14 protein-coding genes and 1 tRNA gene are annotated in these 16,330 nt (G+C 64.4%); 7 read left to right on the plus strand and 8 right to left on the minus strand.

Annotated features, from left to right (window positions below):
• Positions 1–48: 48 nt before the first annotated feature.
• The 7 genes from pth to DKK67_RS15550 all read right to left on the minus strand — a co-directional run bounded on the left by pth (position 49) and on the right by DKK67_RS15550 (position 5,858).
• Positions 49–639 (minus strand): aminoacyl-tRNA hydrolase, encoded by a 591-nt coding sequence (gene pth / locus DKK67_RS15520; protein WP_111497417.1) that lies wholly within the window; start codon positions 637–639, stop codon positions 49–51.
• Between the two features lie 21 nt (positions 640–660).
• Positions 661–1,308: a 50S ribosomal protein L25/general stress protein Ctc gene (locus tag DKK67_RS15525; RefSeq protein WP_111497630.1), complete on the minus strand. Its 648-nt coding sequence runs from the start codon at positions 1,306–1,308 to the stop codon at positions 661–663.
• A 194-nt stretch (positions 1,309–1,502) separates the two neighbouring features.
• Positions 1,503–2,447 (minus strand): ribose-phosphate diphosphokinase, encoded by a 945-nt coding sequence (locus tag DKK67_RS15530; protein ID WP_111497418.1) that lies wholly within the window; start codon positions 2,445–2,447, stop codon positions 1,503–1,505.
• Between the two features lie 52 nt (positions 2,448–2,499).
• Positions 2,500–2,574 (minus strand) — tRNA-Gln (locus DKK67_RS15535).
• A gap of 19 nt (positions 2,575–2,593) precedes the next feature.
• The gene (ispE, locus tag DKK67_RS15540) at positions 2,594–3,448 is read right to left on the minus strand and encodes a 4-(cytidine 5'-diphospho)-2-C-methyl-D-erythritol kinase (RefSeq protein ID WP_111497419.1); all 855 of its coding nucleotides are present in this window, start codon (positions 3,446–3,448) and stop codon (positions 2,594–2,596) included.
• Complete coding sequence (gene lolB, locus DKK67_RS15545; RefSeq protein WP_111497631.1) at positions 3,445–4,056, minus strand: lipoprotein insertase outer membrane protein LolB; 612 nt, start codon at positions 4,054–4,056, stop codon at positions 3,445–3,447. The genes ispE and lolB overlap by 4 nt, the downstream gene beginning before the upstream one ends.
• A gap of 35 nt (positions 4,057–4,091) precedes the next feature.
• Positions 4,092–5,858, minus strand: a complete 1,767-nt coding sequence (locus tag DKK67_RS15550) for a tetratricopeptide repeat protein (protein ID WP_228160672.1) — start codon at positions 5,856–5,858, stop codon at positions 4,092–4,094.
• Between the two features lie 418 nt (positions 5,859–6,276).
• On the opposite strand from DKK67_RS15550, the gene hemA reads away from it, so the two are divergent.
• From hemA to DKK67_RS15580, 6 genes are all read left to right on the plus strand, one after another.
• A complete protein-coding gene (gene hemA, locus DKK67_RS15555) occupies positions 6,277–7,641 on the plus strand; it encodes a glutamyl-tRNA reductase (RefSeq protein ID WP_111497420.1) in 1,365 nt (454 codons plus the stop codon).
• A gap of 48 nt (positions 7,642–7,689) precedes the next feature.
• A complete protein-coding gene (gene prfA / locus DKK67_RS15560) occupies positions 7,690–8,775 on the plus strand; it encodes a peptide chain release factor 1 (RefSeq protein WP_111497421.1) in 1,086 nt (361 codons plus the stop codon).
• Positions 8,768–9,607: a peptide chain release factor N(5)-glutamine methyltransferase gene (gene prmC, locus DKK67_RS15565; RefSeq protein WP_111497422.1), complete on the plus strand. Its 840-nt coding sequence runs from the start codon at positions 8,768–8,770 to the stop codon at positions 9,605–9,607. The genes prfA and prmC overlap by 8 nt, the downstream gene beginning before the upstream one ends.
• Positions 9,608–9,631: 24 nt before the next feature.
• Positions 9,632–10,402 (plus strand): HesA/MoeB/ThiF family protein, encoded by a 771-nt coding sequence (locus DKK67_RS15570; protein WP_111497423.1) that lies wholly within the window; start codon positions 9,632–9,634, stop codon positions 10,400–10,402.
• Positions 10,403–10,713: 311 nt separating this feature from the next.
• Positions 10,714–12,183, plus strand: a complete 1,470-nt coding sequence (locus DKK67_RS15575; protein WP_111497424.1) for a NarK family nitrate/nitrite MFS transporter — start codon at positions 10,714–10,716, stop codon at positions 12,181–12,183.
• The gene (locus tag DKK67_RS15580) at positions 12,180–13,895 is read left to right on the plus strand and encodes a bifunctional protein-serine/threonine kinase/phosphatase (protein WP_111497425.1); all 1,716 of its coding nucleotides are present in this window, start codon (positions 12,180–12,182) and stop codon (positions 13,893–13,895) included. The genes DKK67_RS15575 and DKK67_RS15580 overlap by 4 nt, the downstream gene beginning before the upstream one ends.
• Before the next feature lie 3 nt (positions 13,896–13,898).
• Here the strand turns inward: DKK67_RS15580 and phrB are convergent, their stop codons facing one another.
• On the minus strand, positions 13,899–15,299 hold the full coding sequence (gene phrB, locus DKK67_RS15585; RefSeq protein ID WP_111497426.1) for a deoxyribodipyrimidine photo-lyase: 1,401 nt from the start codon (positions 15,297–15,299) through the stop codon (positions 13,899–13,901).
• Between the two features lie 225 nt (positions 15,300–15,524).
• Between phrB and DKK67_RS15590 the strand changes: the two genes are divergently transcribed.
• Positions 15,525–16,328, plus strand: coding sequence for a hypothetical protein (locus DKK67_RS15590; RefSeq protein ID WP_111497427.1), 804 nt, complete (start codon positions 15,525–15,527; stop codon positions 16,326–16,328).
• Positions 16,329–16,330 lie beyond the last annotated feature (2 nt).

A 16,330-nucleotide genomic window follows, 5' to 3' on the forward strand; every position in this document is an offset into this window, starting at 1 on the left:
GGGTGCGACTCCGCGCGGCGCACGCTTCGACGGTGGTTGCGGGTGGAATCAGGCGTCCGGACGAACGCTGTGAAGCGCGTTCATGGCCTTGGGCATCTGCCCGTTGAGCGCGTCCGGTAGGACCCGCATGATCTCGTGGCTGATGTTGTCCAGGTGCGTGGCGTCGGACTTGGTCAGCCGGCCGAGCACGTAACCGGTCACGCGGCGGCTGTCGCCGGGATGGCCGATGCCGATGCGCAGTCGGTGAAATTCTTTGGTGCCCAGGTGGGCGATGATGTCACGAAGACCGTTGTGACCGCCGTGGCCGCCGTCTTTCTTGAGCTTGGCGGTGCCGGGCGGCAGGTCCAGTTCGTCGTGGGCGACGAGGATCTGTTCGGGCTTGATCTTGAAGAAGTCCGCCAGGGCCTTAACGGATTGGCCGCTGCGGTTCATGAAGGTGGTGGGGTTCAGCAGGTGCAGGTCGAGACCCTGCCACTGAACGCGGGCGTACAGCCCGTGGTACTTCTTTTCCGGACGAAGACTCTGGCCCGCTTCACGGGCCAGAGCTTCCACGAAGAGGGCGCCGGCGTTGTGACGGGTGTTCTCGTAATCCGCACCGGGATTACCCAGACCCACCACCATGACAATTGACTGCGACATGTGCCAGCGCCCCGGGAGTAATTACTCCTGACCTTCGCCTTCTTCACCTTCGCCTTCGGCGTCCTCGGCTTCGTCAGCCTTGGTGCCCTTGGGCAGGTGAACGGATACAACCGCCTGGTCGTGGTCTTCGCCCTGCAGCAGAGCGGCAACCTGGACGCCTTTCGGCAGCTTCAGATCGCTCAGGTGCAGCGTCTGGTCCATCTGGACGTCGGTCATGTCGACTTCGATGAACTCAGGCAGGTTCTGCGGCAGACAGATCACTTCCACTTCGTTCAGCTGGTGGTTGACCGCGCCACCCTGCAGCTTGACGACCGGTGCGGTGTCTTCGTTGATGAAGTGCAGCGGTACGTTGACGTGGATCTCGTGGTCCTTGTCGACGCGCAGGAAGTCAGCGTGGGTCAGGATCGGCTTGTACGGGTGACGCTGCAGATCCTTCAGGATGACGCTTTCTTTCTTGCCATCCACTTCCAGGGTCAGGATGTGAGAGAAGAACGCTTCGTTTTCCAGCGCCTTCTTCAGATCGTTGTGCCACAGGGAGATGGACTGCGCGTCCTTGTCACCGCCGTAAACGACAGCCGGAATTTTACGTTCTTCGCGACGCAGGCGGCGGCTCGCACCTTTCCCCTGGTCGTCACGAAGGAATGCTTCGAGAACAAAATCTTGGGCCATGGTCATAAACCTCAGTATTCACCGTTGCCGACTCGCGACCAAGTCCGGCAGGGTGGTTTCAATGATTCCCGGAAGTCAGCCGTAACCATTTTCCGGGTGCTTAAACAAACAAGGAGCCGATAACGGCCCCATGCTTGAATCCTGTCGGCTTTCTGTCTTGGAAAGCCTTTTAAAACGCGGGCTTACCCGAGTGATTACTCGAACAGCGCGCTGATCGATTCTTCGTTGCTCACGCGACGGATCGACTCGGCGAGCAGTCCCGCCATTCCAAGCGGGCGGATTCTATCACACTTGCGCACTTTTTCATCCAGCGGGATGGTGTCACAAACCACGAGTTCGTCCAGTTGCGAGGCGTTGATGTTCTCAATCGCCGGGCCGGACAGAACCGGGTGGGTGATGTAGGCCACGACCCGGGAGGCGCCGTGCTCTTTGAGCGCGTTGGCGGCCTTGCACAGGGTACCGGCGGTATCGACGATGTCGTCCACCAGGATGCAGGTCTTGTCCTGCACGTCACCGATGATGTGCATCACCTGGGATACGTTCGCCTTCGGGCGACGTTTGTCGATGATGGCCAGGTCGGCGTCGTTCAGGCGCTTGGCCACGGCCCGGGCGCGAACCACGCCGCCGACGTCCGGTGAGACAACGATGAAGTTGTCGAAGCGCTGACGTTCGATGTCGTCGAGCAGGACCGGAGTGGCGTAGATGTTGTCGACCGGAATGTCGAAGAAACCCTGGATCTGATCGGCGTGCAGGTCGACGGTCAGGACCCGGTCGATGCCGATGCTGGTGATCATGTCCGCGACGACCTTGGCGCTGATCGACACCCGGGTGGAGCGCACGCGGCGATCCTGTCGGGCGTAGCCATAATAGGGAACGACGGCTGTGATGCGCGTGGCGGATGCTCGACGCAGAGCGTCGGTCATGACCATCAGCTCCATCAGGTTGTCGTTGGTCGGGTAGCAGGTCGGCTGGATGATGAAGACATCATGACCGCGGACATTTTCGTTGATTTCAACGGTGGTTTCGCCATCGCTGAATTTGCCGACGGTCGCTTCTCCCAACGGGATGTGCAACTTCTGGGCGATATTACGGGCGAGTTCCGGATGGGCATTACCGGCGAAGATCATTAACTTGGACACGACGGAGTCCTTCTCAGTTTCAGCGTTGTGTTCAGAAGAAGCGGGAGAAAGGTGGCTGGGGTGGCAGGATTCGAACCTGCGCATGACGGGATCAAAACCCGTTGCCTTACCACTTGGCGACACCCCAGTATCGTGCTTTTTCGGCATCATTCCAGCTCTGTCAGCTTTGTGTGAAGCGGTGAAGCGTTCACCCCTCTTGTGACGAACCCGGTGATGCCGGAGGGTCTGCTAGCCCAAACTTCGAGGGCTTTGGATTCTGTTGGGAAACGTCCAAAAATGCAAGCCCCGGTTCCGGTTAATCTTGCAGGTCCGAATTGTGAAAGCCAGTCCAGACTTTTCCTAACCTCGGGATACAGTTTACAGACTGTATCCTCACAGTCGTTTCGGTACCTCGAGGCGTCTCCCTCAAAAGCGGGGCGTATTGTGCTCGGGGGCGTGTTACGTGTCAACCCTTCCTGCGAAAAAATCTTGCCGGTGTTGATCTCGCAGTCCGGTTTGGCCACCACGAACCAGTCTTCCGGGGGATGAACCGGGCTCAGCTTTTCCCCCACGCCCTGGGCGAAGGCGGCGAATCCGCGCACGAAAACGGGCACGTCGGCGCCCAGTTGCAGGCCAATCTCCGCCAGGCGGTCGATGGACAGCGCCAGGCCCCAGAAATGGTTGAGGCCGAGCAGGGCGGTGGCGGCGTCCGAGCTGCCGCCACCGATGCCGCCGCCCATTGGCAGTCGCTTGGTCAACTGGATGTGCACGCCGGGCAGGTTACGGCCCGCCTCGGCCTGCAGCTTCCGCGCGGCGCGCAGGATCAGGTTGTGTTCGTCCGGCACGCCGGGCAGGGCCGGGGACAGGATAACGTCGTGTCCGTCGGCGGGCCCGAACGCCAGCTCGTCCCCGTACTCAAGAAACTGGAACACGGTTTCCAGCTCGTGGTAGCCGTCGTCCCGTCGTCCAGTGATGTGCAGGAACAGGTTCAGCTTGGCCGGTGCTGGCAGGGAAAAGCTCATCGCGCTGTTCCCAGTGGCTGCCACTGGGTGATCACCAGACGGATGCGGCGCTCGCCCTTGAGTGCGGTGATCCGCGCCGGCAATTCCGGGTAGTCGTCGATGAATTGGTTCCAACGATCGAAGCGGATGTCCCAGCCCTGTTGGCGGATGGCGGCGAGCTGGTCCTGCTGGTCGAACAGCAGTTCGAAGTCACCCTCCGGCGCCGGCAGGCCGCGAATCCACCAGGTCAGGCTGTCCAGCGGGAACTGCCAGCCGGTGGCGGCCTCCACCAGTGACTGGGGATCCGACGACCGATAGATCTCGCCGTCGGAGGTGGTCAGGGTCAGGAAACCGGGCATGCCCTGCAGTTCGGTGCGCCCCATACCGAGAAACGCGGAGGACAGCAGCAGGTGGTACTGCTCGTCCACCTGGCGCCACTGATTGATCACGGCGGAACCGCTGTCCTCCGGCTGGCGCACCGCGAGCTTGCCCTGTAATTCCCAGCGGCTGAAGCCGGTCAGCGTCTCGCTGCGCTGGGCCCAGTCCGCCGGTGGCTGGCGGGTCAGGCCATCCGGCAAGGGTTCCCGGGGAACGCTGGCGCAGGCGGCCAGCAGCAGGGTCAGGGCCATACCGGAAAAACATCGGGCTGTGCGGAACAACGACATCAGAGTGATTGCTCCTCACCCAGGCGCTCCATGGTGGCCGGGATCTGCGTGTCGTCGGGATGTTCGTCCAGGGCGCGGCGCCAGATCACCCGGGCCTGCTCCTGCTCGCCGTTGACATAGAGCGCCTCGCCGTAGTGGGCGGCCACTTCCGGATCGGGGAAGGCGAGGTAGGCCTGGCGCAGGTAGTCGATTGCCTGCGCGATGTTGCCCAGCTTGAAGTGCACCCAGCCCATGCTGTCGAGAATGGCCGGGTTATCCGGCTCCAGTTTCAGGGCTTTCTCCAGCAGTTGGCGGGCCTCCGCATAGCGTTCGGTGCGCACGGTGAGAATGTAGCCCAGGGCGTTGAGGGCGACAGCGTTCTCCGGTTCGTTGTCCAGGATCTGGCGCAGGTCAGCCTCGGCTTCCTCGGTGCGGTTCATTTCGTCGAACAGCATGGCGCGGGCGTAGCGGATGCGACTGTTGTCCGGGAACGTCTGCAGCGCTTCTGTGGCGGCTCCCAGAGCATCGGCGTTCTGCTCCAGGTCCAGCAGGGTGTTCACTTCAATCAGCCAGAGACTTTCGGCGGCATCCGGCATCTGCTCGCGCAAGGTCCGCAGATCACGCAAGGCGCCGTCCAGGTCGTCGTTGGCGCCGCGCAGGTGGGTGGCGCGGGACAGTGCCGGCAGGAAATGCGGGCCTTCGCCCACCTGCTGGTACTGGGCGATGGCTTCATCCACGTTGTTATGCTCGTCGGCGATGCGGCCCAGGTAGTAGTGGGCCTCGTCCAGATGCTCGCCGTCTTCAACCAGTTGCTGCAGCGATGCCCGGGCCGGTTTGACGTGGCCGTTCTCCAGCGCCACCAGGGCATAGGACAGGCGCAGGCTGGGCTCGCCCGGGAAGCGGTTGGTCAGTGCTTCGAACTGGTCCTCGGCGGCCTGCATCTGCTGTTCCTCGATCAGCATGCGGCCATAGAGGGTGCCCAGTTTGCGGTTGTCCGGATAGCGGCGGGACTGGTGACGCAGGTAGTCCAGCGCTTCCTGGGACTGGCCGGTCTGGTAGAGCAGGTCGCCGCGCAGGATGATCGCCGGCTGGAAAGGCTCGCCGTCGGATTCGTCCAGCAGCGGTTCCAGTTTGGTGAGTGCGGCATCGAACTGACCCTGGTTCTTCAGGAGCAGGGCGATGCCGTACTGGATTTCTTCATTATCCGGGTGGCGGGTTTCCAGGTCGCGGTAGAGTCGCAGCAGTTCGGCCTGGTCCTCGGCCGGCAGGCGGGCGGAAATCGCGGCCAGATCGTCGAAGTCCGCGTCCTCGCCCTGGGCCAGTATCTGCTCCATGTGGTAGAGCGCCAGGTCGAAGTCCTTGTGGCGCACGTACTGGATGGCGGCCACGCGATGGGCGTCGAGGCTGTCCGGTTCAACGTCCAGCCACAGGTTGGCCAGTTCGAGCTGGGCGTTGTCGCTGTTGAGTGACTGGGCGATGCGCATGGCCCGCTTGATGACGCCCAGATCGCGGGAAGACTTGGCGGCCTCCACATAGTTGACCAGGGTCACGTCGTAGCGGCCACGCTGGGCGGCCACTTCGGCGGCCAGCAGGCTATAGAGAGTGTCCTGGTCGAAATCGGCGTAGTCGATGGGGGGCTCTTCGGCCGGGGCGGCCGCATCCTGCGCCGCCATACTGTCTTCCGCTTGTTCGCTGTCGGACAGGCTGGCACAGCCGGCCAGCCCCAGTGCCAGCATCAGGGCAGCAACAGGGAATACGCGTGTCTTGGGGATGTGTCCGGTGGCCATTGGCTTGGGGAACCTCTGATTGAGTACGATCCTTTGAAGAGAGGTCTGTCAGCAAGTCCCTGAAAAAGTTCGGTAGAACTTCGCCGAACGACCTGCCGAGCTGTGCCGGTTATAATGGCATAAGGGTCTTGGCTTGCCCAATGACCGTTTTCTCATACGCCTGGGTCGGTCTCGTCGTGTGTGGGTAAAGGGTGCCCGAGTCGGCCCCGGCCCCGGAGCGCAAGCATCGCCTGACACGCATCGGATCCATGGTCAGGAAGCATGGATAGAAAACGTGGATAGATAAACTGGATCGGATAGATAGGTGATATTGCGGAAGGCGGCGGGTGGCGCTGCCGATTTGCCGTCGCTAGAATGATCGGCAGGTTGTTTTTTATACCCGAATCTTCTTGGAAGGCTACAGGTTTATCGCGGATTCATGGCATTACTGACGCTGGGCATCAATCATCGGACGGCTCCGCTGGAATTGCGGGAGCGAGTCGCCTTTACTCCCGAGACCATGGCGGAGGCCTTCTCGGCGTTGACGGTGGCGGTTGGCGTCAAGGAAGCCGCGATCCTCTCCACCTGTAACCGCACCGAGCTTTACCTGGCTGCCGAGGACGACTGCGCCGATACCGTGATCCAGTGGCTGGCGGGATTCCATGACATGGACCCGGCCGATCTGGCGGAAGCCTTCTATATACACGCCAACGGCGACGCCGTGCGCCATATGATGCGCGTCGCCTGCGGCCTGGACTCCATGGTGCTGGGCGAGCCCCAGATCCTGGGCCAGCTCAAGGACGCCTACGCCACCGCCCGCGCCCACAGCGCCAGTGGTTCGCTGCTGTCGCGGCTGTTCGAGCAGAGCTTCTCGGTGGCCAAGCGCGTGCGCACCGAGACCTCCATCGGCGAAAACCCGGTCTCCGTGGCCTACGCGGCGGTGAGCCTGTCGCGCCACATCTTTTCCGACCTGCGCAAGAACAAGGCCCTGCTCATCGGCGCCGGCCAGACCATCGAGCTGGTGGCCCGACATCTGCGTGAGGCGGGCGTACCGGACATCATCGTCGCCAACCGCACCCTGGAGCGCGCGCAGGCGGTGGCCAGTGAATACGACGGGCACGGCATCCTGCTTTCCGACATTCCAGAGCACCTGCCCGGCGTGGACATCGTGATCGCCTCGACCGCGAGCCAGTTGCCGGTGCTTGGTAAAGGGGCGGTCGAGCGGGCGCTGAAAGTACGCAAACACAGACCCTATTTCATGGTGGATATTGCTGTACCCAGAGACATCGAGCCGGAAGTGAGCCAGCTCGACGACGTCTATCTCTACACCGTCGATGACTTGCGTCAGGTGATCGAGGAGAACCTGCGTTCCCGCGAGGGCGCCGCCCGCGAAGCGGAGCGTCTGATCGAGTCCGGCGTCGAGGAATTCCAGTACCAGTTGCGGGCGCTGGATGCGGTGTCCACCCTCAAGCAGTACCGCCAGCACGCCGAGGACCTGCGGGATCGCGAGGTGGAACGGGCCCTCAAGGCGCTGCGCAATGGCGGCGACCCCGAGACCCTGTTGCGCAGCCTGGGCCGCGGTCTGACCAACAAACTGCTGCACGAGCCGTCGGTGCAGGTGCGCCGCGCGGCGGCCGAGGGGCGCCCGGAAATTACCCACTGGCTGCGTGAGCTGCATCAACTGGGGCGCTCTGAAGACGGCAAGCCGGTCGAACCGCGCGTGTCGCTCAAGCCGGTGCCGACGGACAAGCGCGCCGCCGAGCCTGATACTGCGTCTCACACCCCATTCAATGATAAGATCTGATCACGATTTTTTCCGGGCCCGCCCAGGGTCCGCTGATCTGGACGCTTCATGAAACCTTCGATTCAGACCAAACTCGACCGGCTCGTCGACCGGTTCGAGGAAGTGAGCGCATTGCTCAGTGACCAATCCGTGATCACCAATCAGGACCTGTTCCGCGACCTGTCCAAGGAGTTCGCCGAAATCGAGCCGGTGGTCGAATGCTACAAGGCCTACCAGCGTGCCAATGACGACGTGGCGGAGGCTCGTGAGTTGATCCGCGATGGCGACGCCGACATGCGCGAGATGGCCGAGGAAGAGCTGGCCAGCGCGGGTGCCCGGGTTGAGGAACTGGACCAGGAACTGCAACGGCTGATGATGCCGCGTGATCCGGACGACGGTAAAAACGCCTTCCTGGAGATCCGCGCCGGCACCGGCGGCGACGAGGCGGCCCTGTTCGCCGGCGACCTGTTCCGCATGTACAGCCGCTTTGCCGAGACCCGCGGCTGGAAAGTGGAAGTGATCAGCGAAAGCCCGGGCGAACACGGCGGTTATAAAGAGATCATCACCCGCGTCGCCGGCGACCAGGTCTACGGCGCGCTCAAGTTCGAGTCGGGCGCCCATCGGGTGCAGCGGGTGCCGGAAACCGAATCCCAGGGCCGCATCCATACCTCCGCCTGCACCGTGGCGGTGATGCCGGAAGCGGACGAGGCGGACGCCATCGAGATCAACAAGGCGGACCTGCGGGTGGACACCTTCCGCGCGTCCGGTGCTGGCGGTCAGCACGTCAACAAGACCGACTCGGCGATCCGCATCACCCACCTGCCCACCGGCATCGTGGTGGAGTGTCAGGACGAGCGTTCCCAGCACAAGAACCGCGCCAAGGCCATGAGCCTGCTGTCGGCGCGTTTGCAGGATGCCGAGACCGAGCGCCAGCAGCAGTCCGAGGCCGCCCAGCGCAAGAGCCTGGTGGGCAGCGGCGACCGCTCCGAGCGCATCCGCACCTACAATTTTCCCCAGGGCCGGGTCACCGATCACCGCATCAACCTGACCCTCTACAAGCTGGACGAAGTCATCGCCGGCGATCTCTCCCCGGTGATCGGACCGCTGCAGCAGGAGCGTCAGGCGGAACTGCTGGCCAGCCAGGCCGATGAATGACCAGCCGGCCACGGTCGCCTCGCTGCTGAGCAATGCCGCCGCGCGCATCGGCGGCGACTCGCCGCAACTGGACGCGGCGCTGTTGCTGGAAGCGGTGCTGGACCGCACGCCCACCTGGTTTCGCACCTGGCCGGAGCACCCGGTCGGGCCCGCCGATGTGGCCCGCTTCGACGCGCTGGTCGACCGGCGCGTTGCCGGCCATCCGGTGGCGCATCTGCTGGGTCACCAGGGCTTCTGGTCCCTGACCCTGCAGGTCAGTGAACACACCCTGATCCCCCGTCCCGACACCGAATGCCTGGTTGAAGCCGCGCTGGCCCTGACGTTGCCGGTGGACGCCGCGGTGATCGATCTGGGCACCGGGACCGGCGCCATTGCCCTGGCTCTGGCCACCGAGCGGCCCGGCTGGCAGGTGAGTGCGACCGACGTGGTGCCCGATGCAGTGGCCCTGGCGACCGACAACGCCCGCGAGCTGGCGCTGCCCGTGACCGTTTACCAGAGCCGCTGGTTCGAGGATCTCGCCCCTGCGCGCTTTCACCTGATCGTCAGCAATCCGCCGTACATCGAGGCGGACGACCGTCATCTGGAGGAAGGTGATGTGCGCTTCGAGCCGGCCTCGGCACTGGTGGCGGGAGACGATGGCCTGGACGATATCCGCACGATCGTCCGGCAGGCGCCGGACTGGCTGCACACCGGCGGCTGGTTGGTGCTGGAGCACGGCTACAACCAGGGGGAGGCGGTCCGCGCGCTGCTGAGCGAAAGAGGGTTTGCAGATGTGGCCACCGGGCGGGACTATGGCGGCAACGACCGGTTCAGCCTGGGGCGCTGGTCATAGCCGACAGGAAACAGGACAAACGTGATGCTGACTGACGACGAACTCATGCGCTACAGCCGCCAGTTGCTGCTGCCGCAGCTGGATGTGGCCGGCCAGATCCGCCTCAAACAGAGCCGGGTGCTGGTGGTCGGTGCCGGTGGCCTGGGCTGCCCGGTGGCCCTGTATCTGGGCGGCGCGGGCGTCGGCCATCTGGTGCTGGCGGACGACGACCGGGTGGAAATCGCCAACCTGCAGCGTCAGGTGGCTTTCCGCCAGTCGGACATTGGCGCGTCCAAGGCGGAGAGCCTCGCGCGGCAGATCCGCGGGATGAATCCGGACATTCAGGTAGACGCCGTGGCCGAGCGGCTGTCCGGTGAGGCCCTGGCGCAACAGGTGGCGTCCGCGACTCTGGTGGTCGACTGCACCGATAACTTCGACACCCGTTTTGCCATCAACCGTGCCTGCGTCGAGGCTGGCGTACCGCTGGTGTCCGGCGCGGCGATTCGCGGGGAGGGGCAGGTCAGCGTGTTTGATAGCCGCTCGCCGGATCGTCCCTGCTACCAGTGCCTGTACCCGGACAGCGGCGACGAGGACCTGCGCTGTTCCGAGGCGGGTGTGATCGGCCCGCTGGTCGGCCTGATTGGCGCCTGCCAGGCGATGGAAGCCATCAAGGTCATCGCCGGCGTGGGAGAATCCCTGACCGGTCGCCTGCTGCTGCTGGACGCCTGGCGCATGGAATGGCGCGAGATGAAGCTGGTGCGGGACCCGGCGTGCCCCATCTGTGGGCCGGCCCGCAGCGGCGGCGCACTCGAATAAGGCAGAGACACGGCTTTGTGCGTTCCGCTGGTGCGGAACGCGCGGGTCCAGGCGGGCAATAACAAACCGCTGAACCCGTCCCTGCGCCGATTTGGCGCAACTGGTATGTGGCTTGCTTTCTCTTCCGCTGTATCTCCACTCCGGGAAAGGCTGTTGGCAAGGGCGTCACTGCTTGGAAGGTGAGTGATGTCCTTTATGAGGACAGTCGGTCCCGAGGACGGCGCTCCGCGCTGGCCCGCTTTTCCCCACTCCCTTCCTGCAGACAGGCAGCCTGCCCGAGGCCATTCACGTTTGTGGTTCAAGGCAGCGTTATGTCGGAACAATCCTTCCAGTTTTTCGCGTTCCGGGGTAAGACCCGGATCCTGCATCTCAGTTGGGTCGCGTTCTTTATCAGTTTCCTGGTCTGGTTCAACCACGCCCCGCTGATGGTCACCATCCGCGAGCAGTTCAACCTGACCACCAGTGAAGTGAACACCATCCTGCTGCTGAACGTGGCGCTGACCATTCCTGCCCGCATCCTGATCGGCATGCTGGTGGATACCCTGGGCCCGCGTCGGGTCTATGCACTGGTGCTGGCGTTATCCGGCGTGTTCTGTCTGGGCTTTGCCCTGGCGGAATCCTTCGAGCAGCTGGCGCTGACCCGCTTCTTGCTGGGCTTCGTGGGCGCCGGTTTTGTGGTGGGCATCCGCCTGATCAGCGAATGGTACCCGGCCCGGGAGCTGGGTCTGGCGGAAGGCATCTACGGCGGTTGGGGCAACTTCGGGGCGGCTTTTGCCGGCCTGTCCATGCCAGCGGTGGCGCTGTTCTTCGGTGGCGATGACGGCTGGCGTTGGGCCGTTGGCACCACCGGCGTGATCGCCATGCTCTACGCCGTGGTCTTCTTCATCATGGTCAAGGACACGCCGGAAGGCTCCACCTACTTCAAGCCCAAGCGTGGCGGCGCCATGGAAGTCACCAGCAAGGGCGATTTCGTTCTCTACGTGTTGATGAACCTGCCGCTGTTCCTGGCCATGGGCCTGATTGCCTGGCAGTTGGGGCCGGCCAAGCTCGGCCTGGTGGGGGCGACCACCACCAATCTGATCTACGGGGTGATTGCCATCATGCTGGTGTTCCAGTTGGTGCGCATCTGGCAGATCAACGGTCACGTCTTCCACAAGCCGGTGCCGGCATTCGACCGCTACGCCTTCAAGCAGGTGGCGTTGCTGGACCTGGTCTATATGGCCAGTTTCGGTTCCGAGCTGGCGGTGGTATCCATGCTGCCACTGTACTTCCTCGACACGTTCGATATTTCACCGGTGCTGGCGGGCATGCTGGGCGGTAGCTTCGCCCTGATGAACCTGATCGGGCGTCCTGGTGGCGGCTACCTGGCGGACCGTTTCGGCCGCAAGCTGATCACCCTGGTGATGCTCGCCGGGATCAGCGTGGGCTACCTGTTGATGGGGCAGATCGACGGCGCCTGGCCGCTGCCGCTCGCGGTGCTGCTGGTGCTGTTCTGCTCGGTATTCGTGCAGGGCGGCTGCGGGGCGGTCTACGCCTCGGTGCCCCTGGTCAAGCGACGCCTCACCGGGCAGGTGGCCGGCATGGCCGGTGCCTACGGCAACGTCGGTGGCGTGATCTTCCTGGTGGTGTTGGCGCAGGTGTCGCCGGCCGTGTTCTTCTTCGTGCTGGGCGCCGTGGCCCTGGCGATCCTGGTGCTGGTGGCGGTGTTCATGGACGAGCCCAGTCCGCAGACCAGCGAAGTCATGCCTGACGGCTCGGTGCGGATGATCGAAGTGCCATGAGCGGACGACTGCAGGTGCGCCTGGGCCAGCACAGCGCGGCCGGGCGCAAGCCGGAAAACCAGGACAGCCTGGGCGCCCGCTACCCGGAAGGCGAGGCGCTGGCGCTGAAGGGCGTGGCGGCGGTGATCGCCGACGGCGTCAGTGCCTCCAGTGCCGGCCGCGAGGCGGCGGAAGCCTGCGTCAAAGGCTTCCTGCACGATTACTACAGCACGCCGGATTCCTGGAGCGTGGAAACCTCCGCCAGCCGTGTGCTGGGCGCCCTCAACCGCTGGTTGCATGGCCGCGGCCAGGCGCGTCACGGCAGCGGCAGCGCCATGGTCTGCACCTTCAGCGGCCTGGTGATCAAGAACAACCGGGCCTACGTGTTCCACGTCGGCGACAGCCGCGTGTACCTGCTGCGCGGTGGCGATCTGGAATGTCTCACCCAGGACCATCATGTGGTGATGGGTACGTCGCGCCAGGCGCTGTCCCGCGCCATGGGCGTGGAGCTGAACGTGGAGATCGACGCGCGCCGGTTGACGCTGGAGCCGGGGGACCGGCTGATCCTCACCACCGACGGCGTGCATGGCGTGTTGCAGCGAGCGGAGCTGATCGAGGGCGCGTCCATCGACGATCCCGAAACCGGCGCCGAGTGGCTGGTGACCCACGCACTGGAAGCGGGCAGCAACGACAACCTCAGCGCCCAGGTGGTGGCTGTGGATCACCTGCCGGCCCAGGATCTGGACGCCCACTACGAGCGGCTCAGCGAACTCCCGTTCCCGCCGCCGTTGCGGCCGGGCCAGTCCCTGGACGGCTACCGCATCATCCGCGAGATCCACGCCAGCCGACGCACCCACGTTTACCTGGCGTCGCCGGACGACGGCCGGCCGCTGGTGATCATGAAAACCCCGTCCCCCAATTTCCAGGATGATCCCGCTTACATCGACCGTTTCCTCACCGAGGCCTGGGTGGCGCGTCGGGTCAGCAGCCCCCATGTGGTGCGCTCGATCGAACCACCGCAGCAGCGCCAATGCCTGTATTGCCTGACCGAGTACGTGGATGGCCCCACGCTGCGGGAATGGATGAACGACCACCCGCGGCCGTCGCCGGCGGAGGTGCGTGGCATCGTGCGCCAGATCGCCGCCGGCGTGCGGGCGCTGCACCGGCTGGAAATGGTGCATCAGGATCTGAAGCCGGAAAACATCGTGATCGACCGCGACGGCACGGTGAAGCTGATCGATCTGGGCGCGGTGCGCATTCGCGGTATCGAGCAGATCGACGTGCCCTGGAACGAGGACGGCTACCTGGGCACCGAACGCTACGCGCCGCCGGAGTGCCTGGACGGCGATCGCCCCACGCCGGCGTCCGACCGCTACGCGCTGGGCGTGATCGCCTACGAGATGCTGACCGGACGGCTGCCCTACGCCCGCCCGCCGAAATCGTCGGCCCGATCGCGGCTGCGGTATCGCAGCGCCCGCGAGGTCTGTCCGGACCTGCCGGTGTGGCTCGACGCCTGCCTGGAGAAGGCCGTGGCTTTTCGGCCGGAAGAGCGCTATCCGGCGCTGTCGGAATTCCTGCAGGACTTGGCACATCCGAACCCCAAGCTGCTGCCGGATGCCAACCCGCCGCTCATGGAGCGGGTGCCCGCCGAACGCTGGCCGGTGATCGCCGTGACGTCCCTATTGCTCAACGCCGCGCTGCTGCTCTGGATTCTGGTGCACTCGAACTCTTGAGCACTAATCCTTGAGTGCCTGGAAGCGGGCAATGGCCTCCTTGCGTGAGCTTTTCAGGTCCACGATCGGGCGCACGTAGCCCTTCGGCACCGTGCCGCCGGCGGCCGGGTTGTGGATGCGCTTGTTGTCCAGGTCACGCAGCTCCGGCACGTACTGCCGGATAAAATCGCCGCGTGGATCGAAGCGCTCGCTCTGGGTGGCCGGGTTGAAGACCCGAAAGTAGGGCGCCGCGTCGGTGCCCGTGGAGGCGCTCCACTGCCAGCCGCCGTTGTTCGATGCCAGATACCCGTCCGCCAGGTTGCGCATGAACCAGGCCTCCCCCAAACGCCAGTCCAGGAACAGGTTCTTCGACAGGAACATGGCCGCCACCATGCGCAGGCGGTTGTGCATCCAGCCGGTCTGCCGCAACTGGCGCATGGCGGCGTCGACGATGGGAATACCGGTGCGGCCTTCCTGCCAGGCGGTCAGGGTCTCGCCGGCATCGTTCCAGGTCAGCGCCTCGGTTTCCGGCTTGAACGCCCGGTGCATGCTGACCCGGGGGAAGTGGTAGAGGATGTTGACGTAGAAGTCGCGCCAGCAGATCTCGTTGAGCCAGGTGCGGATGCCGGTGGCGTCCGGTTGCTGTCTCAAGGCGTCCAGCCCCGCCTGCAGGCACTGGCGACCGGACAGGATGCCGCTGGCCAGGTAGGGCGACAGCAGGCTGGTGCCGTCCACTGCGGGAAAGTCCCGATCCTCCTTATAGCGTGCGCCACGTTCTTCCAGGAAGGCCTGCAGGGCATCGTGGGCCGCGTCCTCACCGGTTCGTACGAGCGCGGGCGGCGCGTCCCCGAACCCGTTCGGCGTGGCCGGTCGCGGCGGTGCGGCCAGCCTGGCGTTGTGCGGGGCGGGAATGGCCAGGGTTTGCGGGTGGTTCTGTTCGACCCAGTCCCACCAGCGACGGGAGAAGGGGGTAAAGACCGAGTAGGGCTGGTCCTGTCCGGTCAGCACCGCGCCGACCGGCGCCACGGTCTGGTCGCGGTATTTGTGGAGCGTGACGCCCGAGGCCTGCAGCCTCTGGTGGGCGGCTTTGTCTCGCCGGCGTTCGTTGACGCCATATTCCTCGTTGATGTGGACCGTGTTGATAGATTGATCCCGTACCAGCGTTTCCAGTGTCGACAGACTGGCTTCGAAGTCCGCCACCTCGACGATGTGCAGCGGGATGCCCAAACCGGCGAGGCGTTGCCCCAGGGCCTCGACATGATCCAGCATCAGGGCTGCCCGCGCCGGTGACAGATCGTGCGACTGCCACTGGTCGGGCGTGACGAAAAAGCAGGCCTCCACGGCCTCGCCGCTCTGACAGGCGGCCACCAGAGCCGGGTTGTCGGCGACGCGGAGATCGTTGCGGAACCAGACGAGTTGGGGCATGAAGTTCGGTGTCCTGTTTTGAATCCGTTACTCCCATGTATTCGCGGGATGCCGGTGATTGGATTATAGTTAAATGAAATTATTGAATTTTATAGGTGTTCAAGGCGCACCGGGCCTGTCCGCAGTAGTGCGTACTTGAGCCGGACCGGGTTACGGTCTAAATAGAGCGCCTTATTGACCGCGGGCGGCCTGCGCCGTCCCCATCAGCGAGTTTGATAGCAGACCATGGAAACGGTGCCCAACGAATCCGGCGCGTGGAATCACACCTACAACCTGGCGTCCGGCCAGACCCAGAAACACGAACTGAGCGAGACCCGTTTCTGGGTGACCCTGCTCGACAACGAGTGGCAGGTGCGCTGGGAGCGCAACGCCGGCGAGACCGATCGCACGGAGTGGCGTCAACAGGTCAGCCATGTGTTGCCCGGTAGCGAGGTCAAACAGCATCGCTTCATCCGCCCGGACGAGGACGGCGACCTGCTGTTCATGCCGGCCATGGCGGATCGACCGACCATGATCCGGCCCTACCAGCCGCTGACCATCCCGGCCGGTCGGGAGTGCACCATCTACGTGGCTACCCTGGTGTGGCTGCGGATCCTGGTGGGGCGAACCCGCACCCAGTTGATGGAACTGCCCCTGGCGGAACCCTCGCTGACCTGGGTCGGGCGTACCACCATGGATGGCGAGCTGTGCTACACCGCGCCCACCTATGCGCGGCTGGTGCTGGATGCGGTACCCAAGCGGCCCTGGCGGGCGATCAGTCCGGTGCGAATCTGTAACCGCCGTCAGGAGCCTCTGCTGCTGGAGCGGTTCAGCCTGCCGACACCGTCTTTGCCGCTGTACCGAAATGAGCGCGACCAACTGTGGACGCCCCAGGTAACGGTGGTGTGCGAGACGGAGATGGCGCAGGCGTCCCTGCGGGTGGCTCGTCGCCTGCCGGCGGAGGCCGGTGAGTGCGAGAAGCTGGCGGAGGCCCGCTCCTGGCACGACCGCGGCGTGCTGACCAAGGCGCTGGACCGGATTTTTGGGTAATC

Source organism: Marinobacter bohaiensis (assembly GCF_003258515.1).
GTDB lineage: Bacteria > Pseudomonadota > Gammaproteobacteria > Pseudomonadales > Oleiphilaceae > Marinobacter_A > Marinobacter_A bohaiensis.